Here is a 16,447-nt window from a genome sequence, read left to right on the forward strand (position 1 = left end):
CATGCCTTTAAAACGGCCACAACTGACCTGTTCGCCAGCTCCTGGCGCGCTCTCCCCGTCATTGCGAGCGCAGCGAAGCAATCCAGACTGTCGCCGCGGAAGGATTCTGGATTGCTTCGCTGCGCTCGCAATGACGAGTTCCAAAAGCAAACTCTTCAATGCCTCTCTTCAAGAAACTCTCCGCCTATGACGAACGCTCGGCGCGGCTGGCCGGCATCGCGCTGATGGTGTTGTCGATCTTCCTGTTCTCGTTCGGCGATGCCATGGGCAAGTTCATCGTCGCGACCTATTCGGTGGGGCAGCTGCTGTTTCTGCGCGCCTGCGCGGCCTTGCTCGTGCTGGCGCCGTCGATCTGGCGGCAGCGTCACGAATTCACGCATCTGGAGCGGCCGTGGCTGCAGCTCTTCCGCGTGGTGCTCTCGACGCTGGAGGTGGCGGCCTTCTTCCTGGCGACGGTCTACCTGCCGCTCGCCGACGTCATCACCTATTATCTGGCAGGTCCCATCTTCGTCACCGCGCTGTCGGCGATCTTCTTGGGGGAGCAGGTCGGCTGGCGGCGCTGGACCGCGATCCTGATCGGCTTCTGCGGCGTCCTGATCGCGCTCCGCCCATCGGCGCAGACGGTGAGCCTGCCGGCGCTGATCGCGCTCGGCGGCAGCCTGTCGTTTGCGACGCTGATGCTGGTCACGCGGTCCTTGCGCGAGACGCCCGACATCGTGATGGCCTCCTCGCAGTTCGGCGGCACGTTCCTGCTCGGGCTCGCACTTTCAGTGTTTCACTGGGTGCCGCCGAGCACGGGCAGCCTCGTGCTGTTTGTGCTCGCCGGCTGCACCTCGGTCGCCGCGCTGCTGTGCGTCAACCGCTCGCTCAAACTCGCGCCCGCGAGCGTGGTGGTGCCCTATCAATATTCGATGATCGTCTGGGCCGTGATCTTCGGCTTCGTCGTGTTCGGCGACGTCCCCTCGATCGCCACCATCATCGGCGCCGCCATCATCATCGGCGCCGGCTTCTACATATACTTGCGCGAACGGGATTTGGGGCGGCAGGACACGCAGGTGAATCCACCTGTGTGAGATAGAGACGCAGAAAAATGTCGTCTCGGCCTTCGCCGGGACGACATTGATGATTGAGGAAGCGCCTGCGCCTTACCTCACCCGCCTCGCGCTGCTCCAGCTCTTCAGCGAGGACCACACGCCGCGCGACAGGCGGAAGCAGTCGACGGGCGTCGAGCATCCCAGCGCGTAGAAGCGGTGCAGCTGGACGCCGCTCCACTGGAAGCCGCACTTCTCCAGCACGTTGCGCGAGGCCGGATTGGTGACGCGCGCGCCGGCGTAGAGATGGCCTTCCCCGAACTCCTCGAAGAAGAAGTCGATCGCCCCGCGCGCAGCCTCGGTGGCAAAGCCTTTTCCCCAATGCTCGACGCCGAGCCAGTAGCCGAGTTCGGCATTGTCAGGCGTCGAGCAGTCGATCCCGATCATGCCGACGGGCGCATTGTCGTGCTCGATCAGGAACACGGTCTCGTTGCCGAGCTCTGCGGTGGCGCGGATGAATTCCACGGCGTCGTCGTGCGAATAGGGATGCGGCAGGCGACGTGTGTTCTCGGCGATGCGGCGGTCGTTGGCGAGGCGCGCGATCGCCTTGACGTCGGCGAGCGTCGGCTTGCGCAAGGTCAACCGCTCGGTGGCGACGACATCAGGCCTCGCCTCGCGCAAGGTGGTGCTCGAAAAATCCTGCAACATGTCCGGCTCCGTCAAAGACTTTAGGTCAAAACGAAAAGGGGAGGCCGGTTTCCCGCCTCCCCTGGAGCCTTCGATCTTTTGATCTTGAGGACTCCGCCGGTTTGGTCAGGACCGGCGGACTCCAATTTGATCCACCGTATTATTCAGCCGCCTCTGCGATCGGAAGCACCGATACGAATGTGCGGCCGTTGGCTTTAGCCTGGAACGCAACGCGGCCTTCAACCTTGGCGAACAAAGTGTGGTCAGTGCCCATGCCGACATTAAGGCCGGGATGCCACGTGGTGCCGCGCTGACGCGCAATGATGTTGCCGGGAATCACATGCTCCCCGCCGAACACCTTGATGCCGAGGCGCTTGCCCTTCGAATCGCGTCCGTTGCGCGATGAACCGCCTGCTTTTTTGTGAGCCATGGCTCGTCTCCGAAATCCTGCGTATCTCTAGATCAATTCCTTGACGGAATCATTTCACATTTTCTCACGCATCAATTCGTGAATTGGCGTGATCAAAGTCTCGCTATTCAGCGGCTTCCTTTGCCACCTTCTCCTTCTTCGGACGCGGCCCCTTGGTGGGCTTGGCGTTGCCGGTCAGGATCTCGGTGACGCGGAGCACGGTGATCTCGTCGCGATAGCCACGCTTGCGACGCGAATTCTTGCGGCGGCGCTTCTTGAACGCGATGACCTTCGGCCCGCGCTTGTGCTGGAGCACCTCGGCCGCCACGGACGCGCCCGCAACCGTCGGGGCACCCAGGACCGGCGCGTCACCGCCGACCAGCAAAACTTCACTCAGCTGCACGATCGTGCCGACTTCGCCGGCGATCTTGCCAATTTCCAGGACATCATCCGGTACGACGCGGTACTGCCGGCCGCCGGTTTTGATGACTGCGAACATCGTTCTCTTCCTTCGTGTTCAATCCCGGCCTTTCGGACTTTCGTCCGGGCCGGCTTTTTGTCAGTCGCTATGGGTTTTCAGCATTCTGCGCGGGTGGGGTATGCCCCTCAAAATCCACGCAAAAACAAGCGGCGCGAGAAACGCCCCGCGCCGGCTGGGGGACTTATAGCGGCCGAAGCGCTTGAGTCAAGGAAAACCGGGCTGAAAAAGCCCCGAATTTGAAGGATTTGGCCGGTTCTTGCCGCCGGGCCGGGGTACCTTCGGATAGTTGGCCGCACCTGCAACCATTGAGTTCCGCCGCAGTTGTCATCCCGAATTTCAAAGCGGGCAAGGGCTCCATGGCAGACGAGCTGGTTTTGACGACGGGAATCGCGCAGCACGGCGCTGCCCGCCTGCCGTCGGTGGACGTCGACAGCTTCAACGCCGAGCTGAAGGACGAGGACGGCTTTCTCGGCGACCGCGCCAGCAAAAGCGCATTCCGGGCCATCCTGGATCATTGGCGCAAGCCGCTGCGCAAGACCGGCGAGGACCCGTTCGGCGACGAGCCGTCGGACCGGATCAGCAAGAAGACGCTGGACGAGATGCTGGTTGGCGACGACACTGAGGCCTCCGCCGTGGTGCACAGCGCGATCGAGGATTTTGCCCAGGAGCTCGCCTACGTCACCCGCCGCTTCCTCAAGACAAAGGCGTGGGCGAAGACCGAGCGCATCGTGGTCGGCGGCGGTTTCCGCGACAGCCGCCTTGGTGAGCTCGCGATCGCCCGCGCCGACATCATCCTGAAGGCCGAGGGTTTTAAGGGCGACATGCTGCCGATCCGCTTCCACCCGGACGAGGCGGCCCTGATCGGCGCGCTGCATCTGGCGCCGTCCTGGATTTTCGAGGCCCATGACAGCATCCTCGCGGTCGATATCGGCGGCACCAATATCCGCTGCGGCGTGGTCGAGACGCGCTGGAAGAAGGCGAAGGATCTCTCCAAGGCCTGCGTCTGGAAGTCCGACCTGTGGCGCCACGCCGACGATGAGCCGACGCGTGAAGGCGCGGTGAAGCGGCTCACCAAGATGCTGAAGGAGCTCATCGCGGAGGCCGACACCGAGGGGTTGAGGCTCGCGCCCTTCATCGGCATCGCCTGTCCCGGCGTGATCAAGGAGGACGGCTCCATCGAGAAAGGCGCGCAAAATCTCCCCGGCAATTGGGAGAGCAGCAAGTTCAACCTGCCGGCGAGCCTGGTCGAGGGCATTCCGGCGATCGGCGAGCACGACACCGCGATCCTGATGCACAACGACGGTGTGGTGCAGGGGCTTTCCGAGGTGCCGTTCATGCAGGACGTCGAGCGCTGGGGCGTGCTCACCATCGGCACCGGGCTCGGCAATGCGCGCTTCACCAACCGCCGCAAGGAGGCTGGTAACGGCAAGGACCGTGACTCTGCGGAGAACGGGAAGAAGAAGACCAAGGAAAACAACAGGGAAAGCAGGCAGAACGACAAGGAGTAACAAGGAGTAACCTTGACTGGTTAGGTTAAGGCGCGGATTGCGTTGCAGCACGCTGCGCGGTCGTTACGGTCCATCCGTCGCCTCACGCCGGCCGGCGAAGCCGCCCTTCTCGGCCTGCATTGCAATGAGCGGCAAGGGACCGCCAGTGTTTACCGCGTCTGGCGGTCCCACCCGTGGGGCTCTGCGGCGCCTGCCCGTTTCTTCTCAGCTCATGTGATTCGCGTCCGCGAGGGCTCGACTGCGCGCTCTGCCGGTTCGGGAATTTTTGGCACAATCTGCACTTTGCACCCGTTCTGTCCGGTCTAATATTACCGTATGGGGAACGATCTGGTGTTTCGAATCACGGTTATTGTCCTGGGAACGCTGCCTGTCGTGCTGACGGCTTTCGCGCTGCTCGGCGCTCCGTTCGCAGACTGAGCGCCCGAACCCGGCGCCGGTGCAGGACCGTGCAAATCGGCGCGAAACAGGCTCTCGGGCCGGTTTCAGCCGGTGTTAGCCTGCGCGCACCTTCCACGAAGCGCTGGATTTTCGTCGCGCCCGCCTTGTCTGGCTCGCCATCCTCGCCTAGAACACGCCCCGACCGCACGGGGCTACCCCGATTTGGCGCCTTCAGGAGAGGTGGCAGAGTGGTTGAATGCACCGCACTCGAAATGCGGCATAGGTGCAAGCCTATCGGGGGTTCGAATCCCTCCCTCTCCGCCAGCCGCAAAGGCCACCGAAGTTGCAGGTGCAGGGTGCGCAGAAGCGGGCCGAGGGTCGGGATTCGTCGGTCGGACTGGACCTGCTCCAGAGCAGCGGCGTTCGCGACGAGGTCGGCGATGTGGTCGGCGGCAAATTGCGGAACGCCGGCTGCGCACCGGCGCATGGCCTTGATGCCGGGACGCCAGCGTTGTGGCGTCGTCGCATGTCGGGCGGACCCTGCCCGATTGTTGCCCAGGCGCCACAGCGGCCGCCCAAGTGCCGCGAGTACCGCCCAGGCAGATATCGTGTATCGAGGAGTCCAAGACGCGCGTCCTTCCTTGGGTCATTTTGCGCGCAGCGGCTGCTTCGGCCGTAGCACCAAGGGTTGCTTTGTGGCGCGCAGGACGACGGTGAATCTGGCAGCCAGCGTTCGCCCGGCGCGATCTCTGGTGATCTTTTGAAGCGTCCTGCGGGGGTGGCCTTTGCTTTCACGTCAATTCGGCTCGGCTGAGTCTGCTTCCCATCAGCTTGTGTCCGATCGGGCGCGGCTGCTCGCGAGCAGCGCGATGGTCGGCGGGGTGTTGCGCACCCTCGTCGAAGACGACGCCGGCGGCGGCGCGAGCGTGGTCAGGGCTCGGGGCAGAAACTGGTACGTCGAAAATCAGGCGCTCGAAAGCGCGATGACACCGAAATAGATTTTGGAGCGGGGGCGGAATAGCAGGCAATGAAGGCTTTCTCGACAATCGTACTTGCAATCGTACTTGCAATCGTCCTTTCGCAAGGCGCACCGGCCTTTGCGCAGACTTCGAAAAAAGCTCCGCCCGCCGTGCAGGCAGAGTTCACCGAGTTCATTGCCAGGTTCCGAGCGGCGCTGAAGGCTAACGATGCCGTAGCGGTCGCGGGCATGGCGAAACTACCGTTCGAGGGAGACGCTGCCGTCAGCAATGCCGCGCAATTCCAGAAAGAGATTTACAGATCCTATTTCTCCACGAAGGACCGCGCATGCATCCAGCGCGGCGCGGCTGTCTATGATCGCGACCAGGAGAACAACGACAACTACCACATCTTCTGCGGAGAGATGATTTACACCTTCACAAAAACGCCCGCCGGATTTCTGCTGAGGTATATCGGAGAGAATGATTAGACGGTTGAAAAGTCCTGGGGGGGCAAAATGCCAAAATCAAAATATTCCATGCCGCTTCAGATTTTGGCATTCTTGATGCTGGCGGCCCGCAACGACGGACCTCATATGGAGTGCGCGGCGGGAGGTTAGCCTCGCGACGTCATCGCCGATGACCTGATCATGCCTTACCATTGGCGGGATCCGGTCAAACGTTGGGGATCTGTCCATTTCCGCGGAGTATGGGCAATTGCGGGTTCGATTTGCCTTCTGCTCGGTGCTGCGGGTCTCGCCATTCTGGCTTACGGGGTCATCGGCACGAAACCGAGCGCAAAGCCCCAAACGAAATTCTACAGAAATTTGGCTACCGCATTGATCACCGTCGGCGCGCTCTTCTTCCTCGGAGTGTCGTATTTCGCCCAGGTGTTCGTCCGATGAGGATCATCGCTTTGGCAGGACGGAGATCAGGATAGGGCAATAGCGTAGGAGAATTGCCCGTCATCGTCGTTCACGGTCCGCCATGAAATCAATCGATCGTTGATGGTGACGGGCTTTTGCCGCCTTCAACCGGCAAAAACGCTTGCGCCGCTATCGGCGCAACTGACCCGCTCGCGGAAGAAGCCGAAGAGCTCACGACCGACCCCCACATGCGCTGCGGAGAGATCGGCTTGCGCGTGGGCTCGCGTGGCCCATTCGCTCGGCTCGACAAGCACCTCAAGCCGGCCGGCGGCGGCGTCGAGTCGAATGACGTCGCCGTCGCGAATCCGAGCAATCGCACCGCCGTCGGCGGCTTCAGGAGTGACGTGAATGGCTGCAGGAACCTTGCCGGAGGCGCCTGAGAGCCGCCCATCCGTGACAAGCGCGACCTTCAGGCCACGATCTTGAAGTGAGCCAAGCGGCGGCATCAGCTTGTGCAGCTCCGGCATGCCGTTGGCCTTCGGGCCCTGGAATCGCACCACCGCAACCAAATCGCCTGCGAGCTCACCCGCAGCGAATGCCTTTTGCAGATCGTCCTGGGAATGGAAGACGCGTGCAGGAGCTTCGATGATATGGCGCTCGGTCGCGACTGCAGATGTCTTGATGACGGCGCGTCCGAGATTGCCGTTGAGAACCCTAAGACCGCCTGTTGCGTGGAACGGATCGGCAATTCCTCGAAGCACGGCAGGATCGCCACTTGCGACCGGTCCGTCGTGCCACGTTAATGCTCCGTCGGCATCGAGCGCCGGCTCCTGCAGGTAGGCGTCGAGTCCATCGCCGCAGACGGTCAGGACGTCGCGGTGCAGAAGCCCCGCCGCCAGCAATTCCCGTATCAACATGCTCATCCCACCGGCAGCATGAAAATGATTCACATCTGCCGAGCCGTTGGGATAGATGCGCGCGATCAGCGGGATCACCTGCGCGAGGTCGGCGAAATCGTCCCAGGTGAGCATGAGTCCAGCTGCGGCAGCCATGGCAACCAGATGCAGCGTCAGGTTGGTCGAGCCGCCGGTCGCGTGCAGTCCGACGATGCCGTTGACGAAAGCGCGCTCGTCGAGCATGCGGCCGATCGGGGTATATTGATTGCCGAGCGAGGTGATGTTCAATGCCCGTTTGGTGGCCGCGCGAGTCAGCGCATCGCGCAAGGGCGTGTTCGGGTTCACGAAGGATGCGCCCGGCAACTGCAGGCCCATGATTTCCATCAGCATCTGGTTGGTATTCGCCGTACCGTAGAAGGTGCAGGTCCCGGCGCCGTGATAGGCCTGCGCTTCGGCCTCCAGAAGAGCTTCGCGACCGAGCTTTCCTTCCGCGTAGGCCTGCCGGATTTTTGACTTGGCATCGTTGCCCAGGCCCGAGGTCATCGGACCGGATGGAATGAATACCGCGGGCAAATGCCCGAACGAGAGCGCGCCGATGACAAGACCCGGCACGATCTTGTCGCAAATGCCGAGAAACACCGCGGCATCGAAGGTTTGATGCGACAGCGCGACTGCAGTGGACAAGGCGATGACGTCCCGCGAAAACAGCGAGAGCTCCATCCCCGATTCGCCTTGCGTGATGCCGTCGCACATCGCCGGAACGCCGCCGGCGACCTGGGCAACGCCACCTGCTGCGCGCGCGCTCTGGCGGATCAAATCAGGGAAACGCTCGTAGGGCTGATGAGCCGACAGCATGTCGTTGTAAGCCGTGACAATTCCGAGACTGGGAACGCGGCCATCCTGCATCAGCTTCTTGTCGTGCGCCCCGCAAGCCGCAAAGGCGTGGGCCTGATTGGCGCATCCCAATCGCCGCCGTACCGGTGTGGTGGCCGCTGCCGCGATGCGGTCGAGATAACGTGCGCGGCTGTCGTGGCTGCGGCGAGCAATGCGATCCGTCACCTCGGCGACCCGTGCATTGACCCTTGCATCGATCTTCATACAAGCCTCCTGTTTGCGAATTGTCCGTCTGCAATGCCTGGCTCTGCGCCATCGGCGCGGCTACGCCGCTCGAGCGGACGGGACCCGCTGCCGATGTCCGGCAGGCGCTGACGGCAACGGGAGCGAAAGAGTTCGATCTCTGAACGGATCAGGGATCATGGGCCGTCCTCCGCCCATGTTCGGCCATCGCGTTCGATCAAGGCGACGGCGGCGGAGGGGCCCCAGCTGCCGGCGACATAGGGGCGGGGGGGCTCATTCATCTGGCTCCACGCCTGACGGATCGGATCGATCCAGCACCATGCTGCTTCGACCTCGTCCCGGCGCATGAACAATGTGGCGTTCCCGCGGACCACGTCCATCAACAACCGTTCGTAGGCGTCCGGCACCGAGACGTCGAATGCTTCCGCAAAGCTCATGTCGAGGGGGGTATATTGCAACCGCATGCCCCCCGGCCCGGGCTCCTTGATCATGAGCCACAGCTTGATTCCCTCGTCCGGCTGCAGGCGGATCACGAGTCGGGTCTGCAAAGCTTTTCCCGACTCCGAATTGAAGATCGAATGAGGGACCTTCCGGAAAGTCACGACAATCTCGGAGCTGCGTTGTTGCAGCCGCTTTCCGGTGCGCAGGTAGAAGGGAACGCCGGTCCAGCGCCAATTCGCAACCGCCACCTTGAGCGCCACGAAAGTCTCGGTCGTACTCTGGCGATTGGCGATCTCGTCGGTGTAGCCTGGAACCGCTATGCCGTTGCATGCGCCGGCTCGGTATTGACCCGGCACCGTCAGGACCGCTGCGTTTGTCTCGTCGATACGCTCAAGCGACTTGAGAACCTTGAGCTTCTCATCGCGAACGGCGGCGGCTTCGAGCGAATATGGCGGTTCCATCGCGACGAGACACAACAGCTGCAACAGATGGTTCTGCACCATATCGCGCAGGGCGCCCGACTCGTCGTAGTAAGCGCCGCGTTCCTCCACGCCAATGGATTCGGCGACCGTGATCTGCACATGGTCGATGTGGGCGGCATTCCACAGCGGCTCGAACAGCGCGTTGGCAAAGCGCAGCGCCATAAGATTCTGTACCGTCTCCTTGCCGAGATAGTGGTCGATCCGGTAGACGCGCTCCTCCGGGAAAATCTTGCCGACGGTTTGATTGAGCCGTACTGCGGACTCAACATCCTTACCGATCGGCTTCTCGATCACGATGCGAGAATCGCCTTTTGCAAGACCGTAACGACCCAGTCTCTCGCAGATCGGTCCGAACAGATGCGGTGCAGTCGCCAGATAATGGACCTGGATGCGTTCGGCGTACTTCGACAAAGCGGCCGCAAGATCGGTCCACCCGTTCTCGCCTTCTGCGTCGGCGGCCACGTAGTCGAGGCGCGCCAGGAAGCGATCGAGTTCGGGTCCGGTCGTTTTCGATTCCGGCACATGTTCCAGGATCGCAGAGCGCACCATTGCAAGGAATTCATCCCGGGGCATTGGGCCGCGGGCAACGCCGAAAATGGTCGCCGCATCGGGGAGCTGGCCCGCAAAATCGCGACGAAACAGCGCCGGCAAGAGCTTGCGGCGCGCAAGATCGCCCGTCGCTCCGAAGACGGTCAGGACAAAGGGAGCCACCGGGATCGCGCGGCTTTTCATGCGCGCCCCTGCCTCAATTCGAACCGATCCGATGCTGCCATCTTGCATTCGTCAGCCTCTCACATGTGGACTCAGACTTGCTGTGACGTCGGCCGCAGTCGGCAGATCGGCGCCACTGCGGGAGACGGTGATGGCGGCGGCCGTCGTCGCATAAGCGAGCAGGTCGCAAATCGTCGACGGCTCGAGCGTCTCGATCGCCTCGGGATGTAGCCTTCCGGTCTTTGCGAGTTGCGCGAGCAGTGCCGCGTGGAAAGTATCGCCAGCGCCCACAGTGTCGCGCACGACGACCGGGCACCCCGGCACCGAAACGCTACCTCTTGCGGAAAAGGCGGTTGCTCCCTTCGCGCCCTCGGTCACTACCACCAGGCCCGCCCCGCAGTTGAGCCAGTAGGCGGCGGCATCGGCGATCGAGACACGACCGCCCCATGCAATGCGGATGTCCTCGTCACTTGCCTTGATCATCGTGGCCGTCCGGTAGAAGCGTTCCGCAGCGGCGGCCCAGCTTTCCAGATCGCCGACGACGGTCGGACGTAGATTCGGATCGACGCTGATGACGCGACGCCGGTGCTCGCGTTGGGCAAGCGCGGCAAATGTGGAGCCCACCGGTTCAACCGCCATGGAATAGGAGCCGAAGGTCAACGCCAGAATATCGTCCGGCAGCGTTGCGGGAAGATCGGCAAGCCGAAGCGAACGATCCGCCGCGCCCTCGCCATGGAACGCGTAGTTCGGCTGACCGTCATCGGTTGTCGCCACGACCGAAATCGTGGACAGCCGATCGGTGCGCACGAGAAAGCGATCGTCCACTCCTTCGCGTGCGAGCCCGTCCGCGAGGAACGCGCCGAACTGATCGCGCGAGATGCCACCGAGAAAGGCCGTTTCAACGCCAAGCCGGGCGAGGCCGATCGCGACATTGAAAGGAGAGCCTCCGGCAACAGCGCGGGCCGACATTTCCGCTTCGTCGCGCGCCTTCATAAACAGATCGATGAGCGCTTCGCCGCACACGAGAATCATGATGCCGCGACCGTGTTGATCGAAACAATCATCAAGGCCGTTCGGCGCAAGCCGCGAAGGGCATCTCCGTCAGGGGCGATCATACGCTGGGGGAGGGGAGCCATTCCGTTGACCATGCTCACTCCTTGAAGAGCACGTCGTAATCGCGAGCGAATGCCGCGAGCAACGGTAACGCCGCGCCGCCAATCGCGCGCGCATCCCGCCCGATCGAGCCCTCCACCACTACGGCGTCGGTGAGGCCCTGGCGGTCCATGCGCGCCCAATAATCGTTGGTGCGCGAAACGAGGCGCCGGCGCACATCGACCGGAAAGGCCCCGTCGATGATGATGGCTTCGAAGTCGATGACTGCCAGCGATGCCGCGATCGCCTGCGCCAGGGCCTCGGCGGCCTCTGCAATCCAGGCTTCGAGCGGCTCGTCGAAGCTCGACCAGTCGTCGGGCGAGAGCCAGATATCCGTGCCCTGTCGACCAGCGGCGATCAGTCCTCGCTCCAGCCGGTAGATGGAGGCGGTGCGGATCAGCTGTTGAAGGCTTGTCGCGCCGTTTTCCTCGCGCCGCATGATCGGCATGGAGCCGAGCGCGCCGGCATTGCCGCTGCGGCCCGGGAAGAGACTGCCGTTGAGGGCGATGCCGCCCCCGACGAATGCGCCGACGTAGAAATATGCGAAGTCGCGATAAGCTGCGCCGGCACCGAAGTTGAGTTCGGCCGCGCATGCCGATGTTGCGTCGTTGCAGACGCGCACCGGCCATGAGCCGAAGTGGCGCGAGAGCTCGGCGGCAACGTTGAAGTCACGCCACTTTCCCAGCAGGCCCGGCGGCGTTTGCAGATCCGCTTCCCAGTTCCACAACTCGAAGGGCATTGCGACGCCAATGCCGCTGATTCTGCCTTGCTGGGCTTCAGGCAATGCTGCGAGCAGATCCGGCATCTCGCGTTCTACAAACGCCATGATGTCTTCGGGCAGGGGGAAGGAATAAATCGTGCGGCGCCTCGCGCGGATGCCGCCAATGAAATCCATCAGCACCAGATCGGAACTGCGCCGGCCGATCACCAGACCGAGTCCGAAGGCACCGTCCGGGTTGAGCGAATAAGGAACGGAAGGTTGGCCGATGCGGCCGCGCTGCGGTTCGCCCGCGAGCAGCAGGCCATCAGCCTCCAGCCGGTTGATGATTACGGTTGTCGTCTGGGTGGAAAGACCGGTCAGGCGCGCGATCTCGACCTTGGCGAGATTGCGATGGCGCCGAATGAGGGACAGGATCAGGCGCTCGTTATAGAGCCTCACGCCCGACTGGGTCGTGCCGCGGCTCCCACCCGACAAGGCGGCCGGGAGATTCCCCGCAAGCGGTGCTGTTTCGTCCATCCTCGGCTCCCCAAACTCCGTGGTCATTTGCCGTCGCCGTGGTCTTATGGCCCATCCTGGGCGGTTGCTCGTGACAATGTACGAATCCGGTGGCCGGAGTCAATTAATAAATCGGGATGATTTATTTATTGACAGAACCGTTCTCGTCCTTCTAGGATCATCAGAACGCGGTCCAACCGCGGCCAACAAATGTTCCACGGGAGGGAATAAATGCGTCAACCATTCGGACTATTCGCTGCGCTCGTCCTCGCTCTGGGCGCCACCGGCGCCTCCGCTGCCGACAAGCCGATCGTCGGCCTCATCACCAAGACCAATACCAACCCGTTCTTCGTGAAGATGAAGGCGGGCGCCGAGGAGGCGGCCAAGTCGAATGACGTTGAGCTGCGCTCCTTCGCCGGCAAAGTCGACGGCGACAACGAGAGTCAGGTCGCAGCGATCGAGAACCTGATCGCGGCCGGCGCCAAGGGCATCCTGATCACGCCGAACGACTCCCGCGCCATCGTGCCGGCCGTCGAGAAGGCGCGCGCTGCTGGCATTGTGGTCATTGCTCTCGATACGCCGCTCGATCCCGCGACTGCGGCGGACGCGACCTTTGCCACCGACAATTTCCTGGCCGGTCAGATGATCGGGCAGTGGGCTGCCAAGATGCTGGGGCCCAAGGCGGCGTCCGCGAAGATCGCGCTGCTGGACCTCAACGTGAACCAGATCTCGGTTGATGTCGCCCGCGATCAGGGTTTCCTCAAGGGCTTCGGTATCGATCTCGGCAATCCCGCCAAGATTGGTGACGAGAAGGACGCGCGCATCGTCGGACATGATGTGACGCTCGGCAGCGAGGAAGGCGGTCGCAAGGCGATGGAGAATCTGCTGCAGAAGGATCCGGGCATCTCGCTCGTCTACACCATCAACGAGCCGGCGGCGGCAGGTGCCTACGAGGCGCTGCGTTCGGTCGGCCGCGACAAGGACGTGCTGATCGTTTCCGTGGACGGCGGCTGCCCCGGCGTACGCAATGTGAAGGACGGCGTCATCGGCGCCACCTCCATGCAGTTTCCGCTGCTGATGGCTGCGAAGGGCGTCGAGGCGGTGAAGGTCTACGCCACGGGCGGCGGCAAGCCCAAGGCGTCGCCCGGCATGGACTTCCTCAACACCGGCGTCGAACTCGTCACCGACAAGCCGGCCGCCGATCTGCCGTCGATCGACAGCGCGGCCGCATTGAAGAAGTGCTGGGGCTGATCCCCAAAGCGTTCCCCTGACAAGGCAGGCGCCCGGAGGACGGGCGTCTGAGAATAACGCAAACGTTTGCTCCGAACCTGGCTCGGTACGCAAGAGGAAACCGGCGATGACCGATATCGGAAATGCCCACCCTGGTGGTCAGGCCTTCGAGCTCGTGCTCGACAAGAGCGAAAACCGCGTGGCCGAATTCGAGGTCCGCGCGAAGTCACCCCTGCAGAAGCTGCAGCACCTTCTCCACGCCAATCCCACGGCCGTGCCGGCGATCGTGCTCCTGCTCAGCGTCGCGGCGTTCGGATTCACCGTCGGCCCGCGCTTTCTGTCGCTGTTCAACCTGTCGCTGATCATTCAGCAGGTTACGATCATCGGCGTGATCGGGGTTGCCCAGACGCTGATCGTCATCACGGCCGGCATCGATCTGTCGGTCGGGGCCGTCATGGTGCTGTGCTCCGTGATCATGGGCAAGCTTGCGATCGCAACAGGGCTCGCGGCGCCGCTGGCGCTCCTCATCGGTCTTGCCGTGGGTGCGGGTTGCGGGGCCATGAACGGCGTGCTGGTGACGCGCCTCAAGCTGCCGCCCTTTATCGTCACGCTCGGGACCTGGTCGATTTTCTTCGCCCTCAATCTCTGGTACTCGGCCTCCGAGACCATCCGCTCGCAGGAAGTGGCGAAGACCGCTCCGCTGCTGCAGGCACTTGGAACGCCGGTGGATGTCTTCGGCGCCCGCTTCACCTACGGCTCCTTTTTCATGCTGGGGCTCGTGGCCTTCATCTGGTTCGTGCTGAACCGCACAGCCTTCGGACGCCACCTCTATGCGGTGGGCGACGATCCCGATGCTGCCCGGCTTGCCGGTATCCGGACCGGCCGCATCCTCTTCGCCGTCTATGTGATCGCCGGCATGATCTGCGCGCTCGGCGCATGGGCGCTGATCGGGCGCATCGGCTCGATCAGCCCGCAGGCCGGCCAGACCGCCAATCTCGACAGTATCACGGCGGTGGTGGTCGGTGGGGCCAGCCTGTTCGGCGGCCGGGGCTCGATCATCGGCACGCTGATCGGCGCCTTGATCGTCGGCGTGTTCCGCAACGGGTTGGCACTGTCCGATGTAGACGTGCTCTGGCAGGAATTCGCCGTCGGCTGGCTGATCATTGTTGCTGTGGCCCTCGATCAATGGATCCGCAAGGTGTCGGCATGAGCATCGCATCCAACACATCCAACACTCTTCAGCCGCTTCTGCAGGCGCGCGGCCTCGTCAAGCGCTATGGTCGCGTGACGGCGCTCGATGACGCCGATTTCGATCTCTACCCCGGCGAAATCCTCGCCGTCATTGGAGACAATGGCGCGGGAAAGTCCTCGCTGATCCGCGCGCTCTCCGGAGCACTCACTCCCAACGCGGGCGAGATCAGGCTCGATGGCAAGCCCGTCGCGTTCCGCTCGCCTCTCGATGCGCAGGCTGCAGGCATCGAGACCGTGTATCAGACGCTTGCGCTGTCCCCGAGTCTATCGATCGCCGACAACATGTTCCTTGGACGCGAACTGCGTCGCACAGGGCCGCTCGGCACGGTCTGCCGCATGCTCGATCGCAAGGCCATGCAGCGCATCGCCCGCGAAAAGCTCACGGAGCTCGGGCTCATGACCGTGCAGAACATCAATCAGCGCGTCGAGACACTGTCGGGCGGCCAGCGCCAGGGCGTGGCGGTGGCGCGGGCTGCGGCCTTCGGTTCGCGAGTGGTGATCCTGGACGAACCGACTGCGGCGCTCGGGGTCAAGGAATCCCGTCGTGTGCTCGAATTGATCCTCGACGTGCGGCGGCGAGGTCTGGCGGTCGTCTTGATCAGCCACAACATGCCGCACGTATTCGAGATCGCGGATCGTATTCACATCCATCGGCTCGGTCGGCGGCTCACCGTGATCGATCCCAAATCCTATACGATGTCGGATGCTGTTGCCTTCATGACCGGCGCGCGGGCACCGGTCGAAGCAGCAGCCTGATCGGTCCGCCATCCCGATCGAATTGTCCTGGCTGACCCTCTCGGCGGCATCGTGATGCCGCCACATCCTCACCCGGCCAGGACGCGGACGGTCCCGTGAACACGGGCGCTACCCCCGGCTTCGGTCGGCGCATCCGCGTGCAGAAGGCAGGGGATACCCATGTCATCGCCTTGCACCACTTCGATGTTGTCTGCGCCGGCAATGCCGAGATCGCGGAGATAGGCGACAAGGGCTGCAGCGGCAGCTCCCGTGGCCGGATCCTCGTAAACGCCGCCGGCAGCGAACGGATTGCGCGCGTGGTAGCGCGAGGGACTCTCCGCCTGGATCAGGCTGATCGTCGTCAAACGCCAGTCGCGCATCAGTTTGGCGCCGGCCGGCAAGTCGTATTTCATCGCGGCCAGGCGCTGACGGTCGCGGATCGCGAGCAGCAGGTGACGTGCGCCAGCTTCGATGATCGCCGGAGGGAAGCGGTCGTCGAGGTCGGCCTGCGACAGCGCAAAGAGGTCGAGCGACCGATCGAGTAGCTCCGGCGGCGCGGGCTGATTCCGGGTAGGCGCCGATTGAAGAGCCGCGCTGAGACCACGCGCGGTGCGAAAACCCTCGACGATCGCCGTGCCGCCGTTCAGTTCAAGCGTGATCGGCCCGCTTTCACCCCTCTGAGCCAGAGCCGCGCCCAGTGCGATCGTCGCGTGGCCGCAAAACGGTACTTCCGCCTCGGGGGCGAAATAGCGGACGCGATAGCCCTTGGCAGTCGGTGCCGCAAAAACCGTCTCTGAATAGCCGACCTCTGCAGCCAGCCTCTGCATGTCGTCGGCTTCCGGCAGCACATCGCAGATCACCACGCCGGCGGGATTGCCGCCCTGATCGTCACGCGTGAATGCCGCAAGCCGTTGCACGTCCATGTCGATACTCCTCGCCA

15 protein-coding genes and 1 tRNA gene are annotated in these 16,447 nt (G+C 63.1%); 8 read left to right on the forward strand and 8 right to left on the reverse strand.

All coding sequences use genetic code 11. The features are described from left to right. The first annotated feature begins 158 nt into the window (after positions 1 to 158). Complete coding sequence (locus tag YUU_RS0117585; protein ID WP_027523577.1) at positions 159 to 1,073, forward strand: DMT family transporter; 915 nt, start codon at positions 159 to 161, stop codon at positions 1,071 to 1,073. A gap of 72 nt (positions 1,074 to 1,145) precedes the next feature. Here the strand turns inward: YUU_RS0117585 and YUU_RS0117590 are convergent, their stop codons facing one another. The 3 genes from YUU_RS0117590 to rplU form a co-directional block, all read right to left on the reverse strand. Beyond that, on the reverse strand, positions 1,146 to 1,739 hold the full coding sequence (locus YUU_RS0117590; RefSeq protein ID WP_027523578.1) for a GNAT family N-acetyltransferase: 594 nt from the start codon (positions 1,737 to 1,739) through the stop codon (positions 1,146 to 1,148). 139 nt (positions 1,740 to 1,878) lie between these two features. Then, positions 1,879 to 2,148 carry a 50S ribosomal protein L27 gene (rpmA, locus tag YUU_RS0117595; protein ID WP_027523579.1) on the reverse strand — a complete coding sequence of 90 codons (270 nt, stop codon included), beginning with the start codon at positions 2,146 to 2,148 and terminating at the stop codon, positions 1,879 to 1,881. 103 nt (positions 2,149 to 2,251) lie between these two features. Further along, positions 2,252 to 2,626: a 50S ribosomal protein L21 gene (gene rplU, locus YUU_RS0117600; RefSeq protein WP_027523580.1), complete on the reverse strand. Its 375-nt coding sequence runs from the start codon at positions 2,624 to 2,626 to the stop codon at positions 2,252 to 2,254. 338 nt (positions 2,627 to 2,964) lie between these two features. On the opposite strand from rplU, the gene YUU_RS0117605 reads away from it, so the two are divergent. The 4 genes from YUU_RS0117605 to YUU_RS0117625 all read left to right on the forward strand — a co-directional run bounded on the left by YUU_RS0117605 (position 2,965) and on the right by YUU_RS0117625 (position 5,941). Then, a complete protein-coding gene (locus tag YUU_RS0117605) occupies positions 2,965 to 4,116 on the forward strand; it encodes an ROK family protein (protein WP_027523581.1) in 1,152 nt (383 codons plus the stop codon). A gap of 612 nt (positions 4,117 to 4,728) precedes the next feature. Continuing rightward, positions 4,729 to 4,818: transfer RNA gene (locus YUU_RS0117615), tRNA-Ser, on the forward strand. Positions 4,819 to 5,363: 545 nt separating this feature from the next. Further along, on the forward strand, positions 5,364 to 5,492 hold the full coding sequence (locus YUU_RS62355; RefSeq protein WP_256375278.1) for a hypothetical protein: 129 nt from the start codon (positions 5,364 to 5,366) through the stop codon (positions 5,490 to 5,492). A gap of 29 nt (positions 5,493 to 5,521) precedes the next feature. After that, complete coding sequence (locus YUU_RS0117625; protein ID WP_027523582.1) at positions 5,522 to 5,941, forward strand: hypothetical protein; 420 nt, start codon at positions 5,522 to 5,524, stop codon at positions 5,939 to 5,941. Between the two features lie 539 nt (positions 5,942 to 6,480). Here the strand turns inward: YUU_RS0117625 and edd are convergent. From edd to YUU_RS0117655, 4 genes are all read right to left on the reverse strand, one after another. Beyond that, on the reverse strand, positions 6,481 to 8,310 hold the full coding sequence (gene edd / locus YUU_RS0117635; protein ID WP_027523584.1) for a phosphogluconate dehydratase: 1,830 nt from the start codon (positions 8,308 to 8,310) through the stop codon (positions 6,481 to 6,483). Between the two features lie 155 nt (positions 8,311 to 8,465). After that, positions 8,466 to 9,944 (reverse strand): glucose-6-phosphate dehydrogenase, encoded by a 1,479-nt coding sequence (gene zwf, locus YUU_RS0117645; protein ID WP_027523585.1) that lies wholly within the window; start codon positions 9,942 to 9,944, stop codon positions 8,466 to 8,468. Between the two features lie 51 nt (positions 9,945 to 9,995). Next, positions 9,996 to 10,955, reverse strand: coding sequence for a carbohydrate kinase (locus YUU_RS0117650; RefSeq protein ID WP_027523586.1), 960 nt, complete (start codon positions 10,953 to 10,955; stop codon positions 9,996 to 9,998). Between the two features lie 118 nt (positions 10,956 to 11,073). Next, complete coding sequence (locus YUU_RS0117655) at positions 11,074 to 12,339, reverse strand: ROK family transcriptional regulator (protein WP_245288034.1); 1,266 nt, start codon at positions 12,337 to 12,339, stop codon at positions 11,074 to 11,076. Between the two features lie 183 nt (positions 12,340 to 12,522). Between YUU_RS0117655 and YUU_RS0117660 the strand changes: the two genes are divergently transcribed. From YUU_RS0117660 to YUU_RS0117670, 3 genes are all read left to right on the forward strand, one after another. Further along, positions 12,523 to 13,542 (forward strand): substrate-binding domain-containing protein, encoded by a 1,020-nt coding sequence (locus tag YUU_RS0117660; protein WP_027523588.1) that lies wholly within the window; start codon positions 12,523 to 12,525, stop codon positions 13,540 to 13,542. 106 nt (positions 13,543 to 13,648) lie between these two features. Further along, entirely contained in the window at positions 13,649 to 14,731 is a 1,083-nt protein-coding gene (locus YUU_RS0117665; RefSeq protein ID WP_051389776.1) for an ABC transporter permease, read from the forward strand. After that, on the forward strand, positions 14,707 to 15,528 hold the full coding sequence (locus tag YUU_RS0117670; protein ID WP_051389777.1) for an ATP-binding cassette domain-containing protein: 822 nt from the start codon (positions 14,707 to 14,709) through the stop codon (positions 15,526 to 15,528). Before YUU_RS0117665 ends, YUU_RS0117670 begins: the two co-directional genes overlap by 25 nt. Positions 15,529 to 15,596: 68 nt before the next feature. On the opposite strand, the gene YUU_RS0117675 is transcribed toward YUU_RS0117670, so the two are convergent. Beyond that, positions 15,597 to 16,430 (reverse strand): PhzF family phenazine biosynthesis protein, encoded by an 834-nt coding sequence (locus YUU_RS0117675; RefSeq protein ID WP_027523591.1) that lies wholly within the window; start codon positions 16,428 to 16,430, stop codon positions 15,597 to 15,599. Positions 16,431 to 16,447: the final 17 nt, after the last annotated feature.

Source organism: Bradyrhizobium sp. Ec3.3 (assembly GCF_000472925.1).
In the GTDB taxonomy this organism is placed as follows: Bacteria; Pseudomonadota; Alphaproteobacteria; order Rhizobiales; family Xanthobacteraceae; genus Bradyrhizobium.

Coding starts and splice junctions, on each gene's coding strand:
- YUU_RS0117650 (WP_027523586.1), bottom strand. CDS start 10,955: ATGATTCTCGTGTGCGGCGAAGCGCTCATCGATCTGTTTATGAAGGCG.
- edd (WP_027523584.1), bottom strand. CDS start 8,310: ATGAAGATCGATGCAAGGGTCAATGCACGGGTCGCCGAGGTGACGGAT.
- YUU_RS0117665 (WP_051389776.1), top strand. CDS start 13,649: ATGACCGATATCGGAAATGCCCACCCTGGTGGTCAGGCCTTCGAGCTC.
- YUU_RS0117625 (WP_027523582.1), top strand. CDS start 5,522: ATGAAGGCTTTCTCGACAATCGTACTTGCAATCGTACTTGCAATCGTC.
- zwf (WP_027523585.1), bottom strand. CDS start 9,944: ATGAAAAGCCGCGCGATCCCGGTGGCTCCCTTTGTCCTGACCGTCTTC.
- YUU_RS62355 (WP_256375278.1), top strand. CDS start 5,364: ATGGTCGGCGGGGTGTTGCGCACCCTCGTCGAAGACGACGCCGGCGGC.
- YUU_RS0117655 (WP_245288034.1), bottom strand. CDS start 12,339: ATGACCACGGAGTTTGGGGAGCCGAGGATGGACGAAACAGCACCGCTT.
- YUU_RS0117585 (WP_027523577.1), top strand. CDS start 159: ATGCCTCTCTTCAAGAAACTCTCCGCCTATGACGAACGCTCGGCGCGG.
- YUU_RS0117670 (WP_051389777.1), top strand. CDS start 14,707: ATGGATCCGCAAGGTGTCGGCATGAGCATCGCATCCAACACATCCAAC.
- rpmA (WP_027523579.1), bottom strand. CDS start 2,148: ATGGCTCACAAAAAAGCAGGCGGTTCATCGCGCAACGGACGCGATTCG.
- YUU_RS0117605 (WP_027523581.1), top strand. CDS start 2,965: ATGGCAGACGAGCTGGTTTTGACGACGGGAATCGCGCAGCACGGCGCT.
- YUU_RS0117675 (WP_027523591.1), bottom strand. CDS start 16,430: ATGGACGTGCAACGGCTTGCGGCATTCACGCGTGACGATCAGGGCGGC.
- YUU_RS0117590 (WP_027523578.1), bottom strand. CDS start 1,739: ATGTTGCAGGATTTTTCGAGCACCACCTTGCGCGAGGCGAGGCCTGAT.
- rplU (WP_027523580.1), bottom strand. CDS start 2,626: ATGTTCGCAGTCATCAAAACCGGCGGCCGGCAGTACCGCGTCGTACCG.
- YUU_RS0117660 (WP_027523588.1), top strand. CDS start 12,523: ATGCGTCAACCATTCGGACTATTCGCTGCGCTCGTCCTCGCTCTGGGC.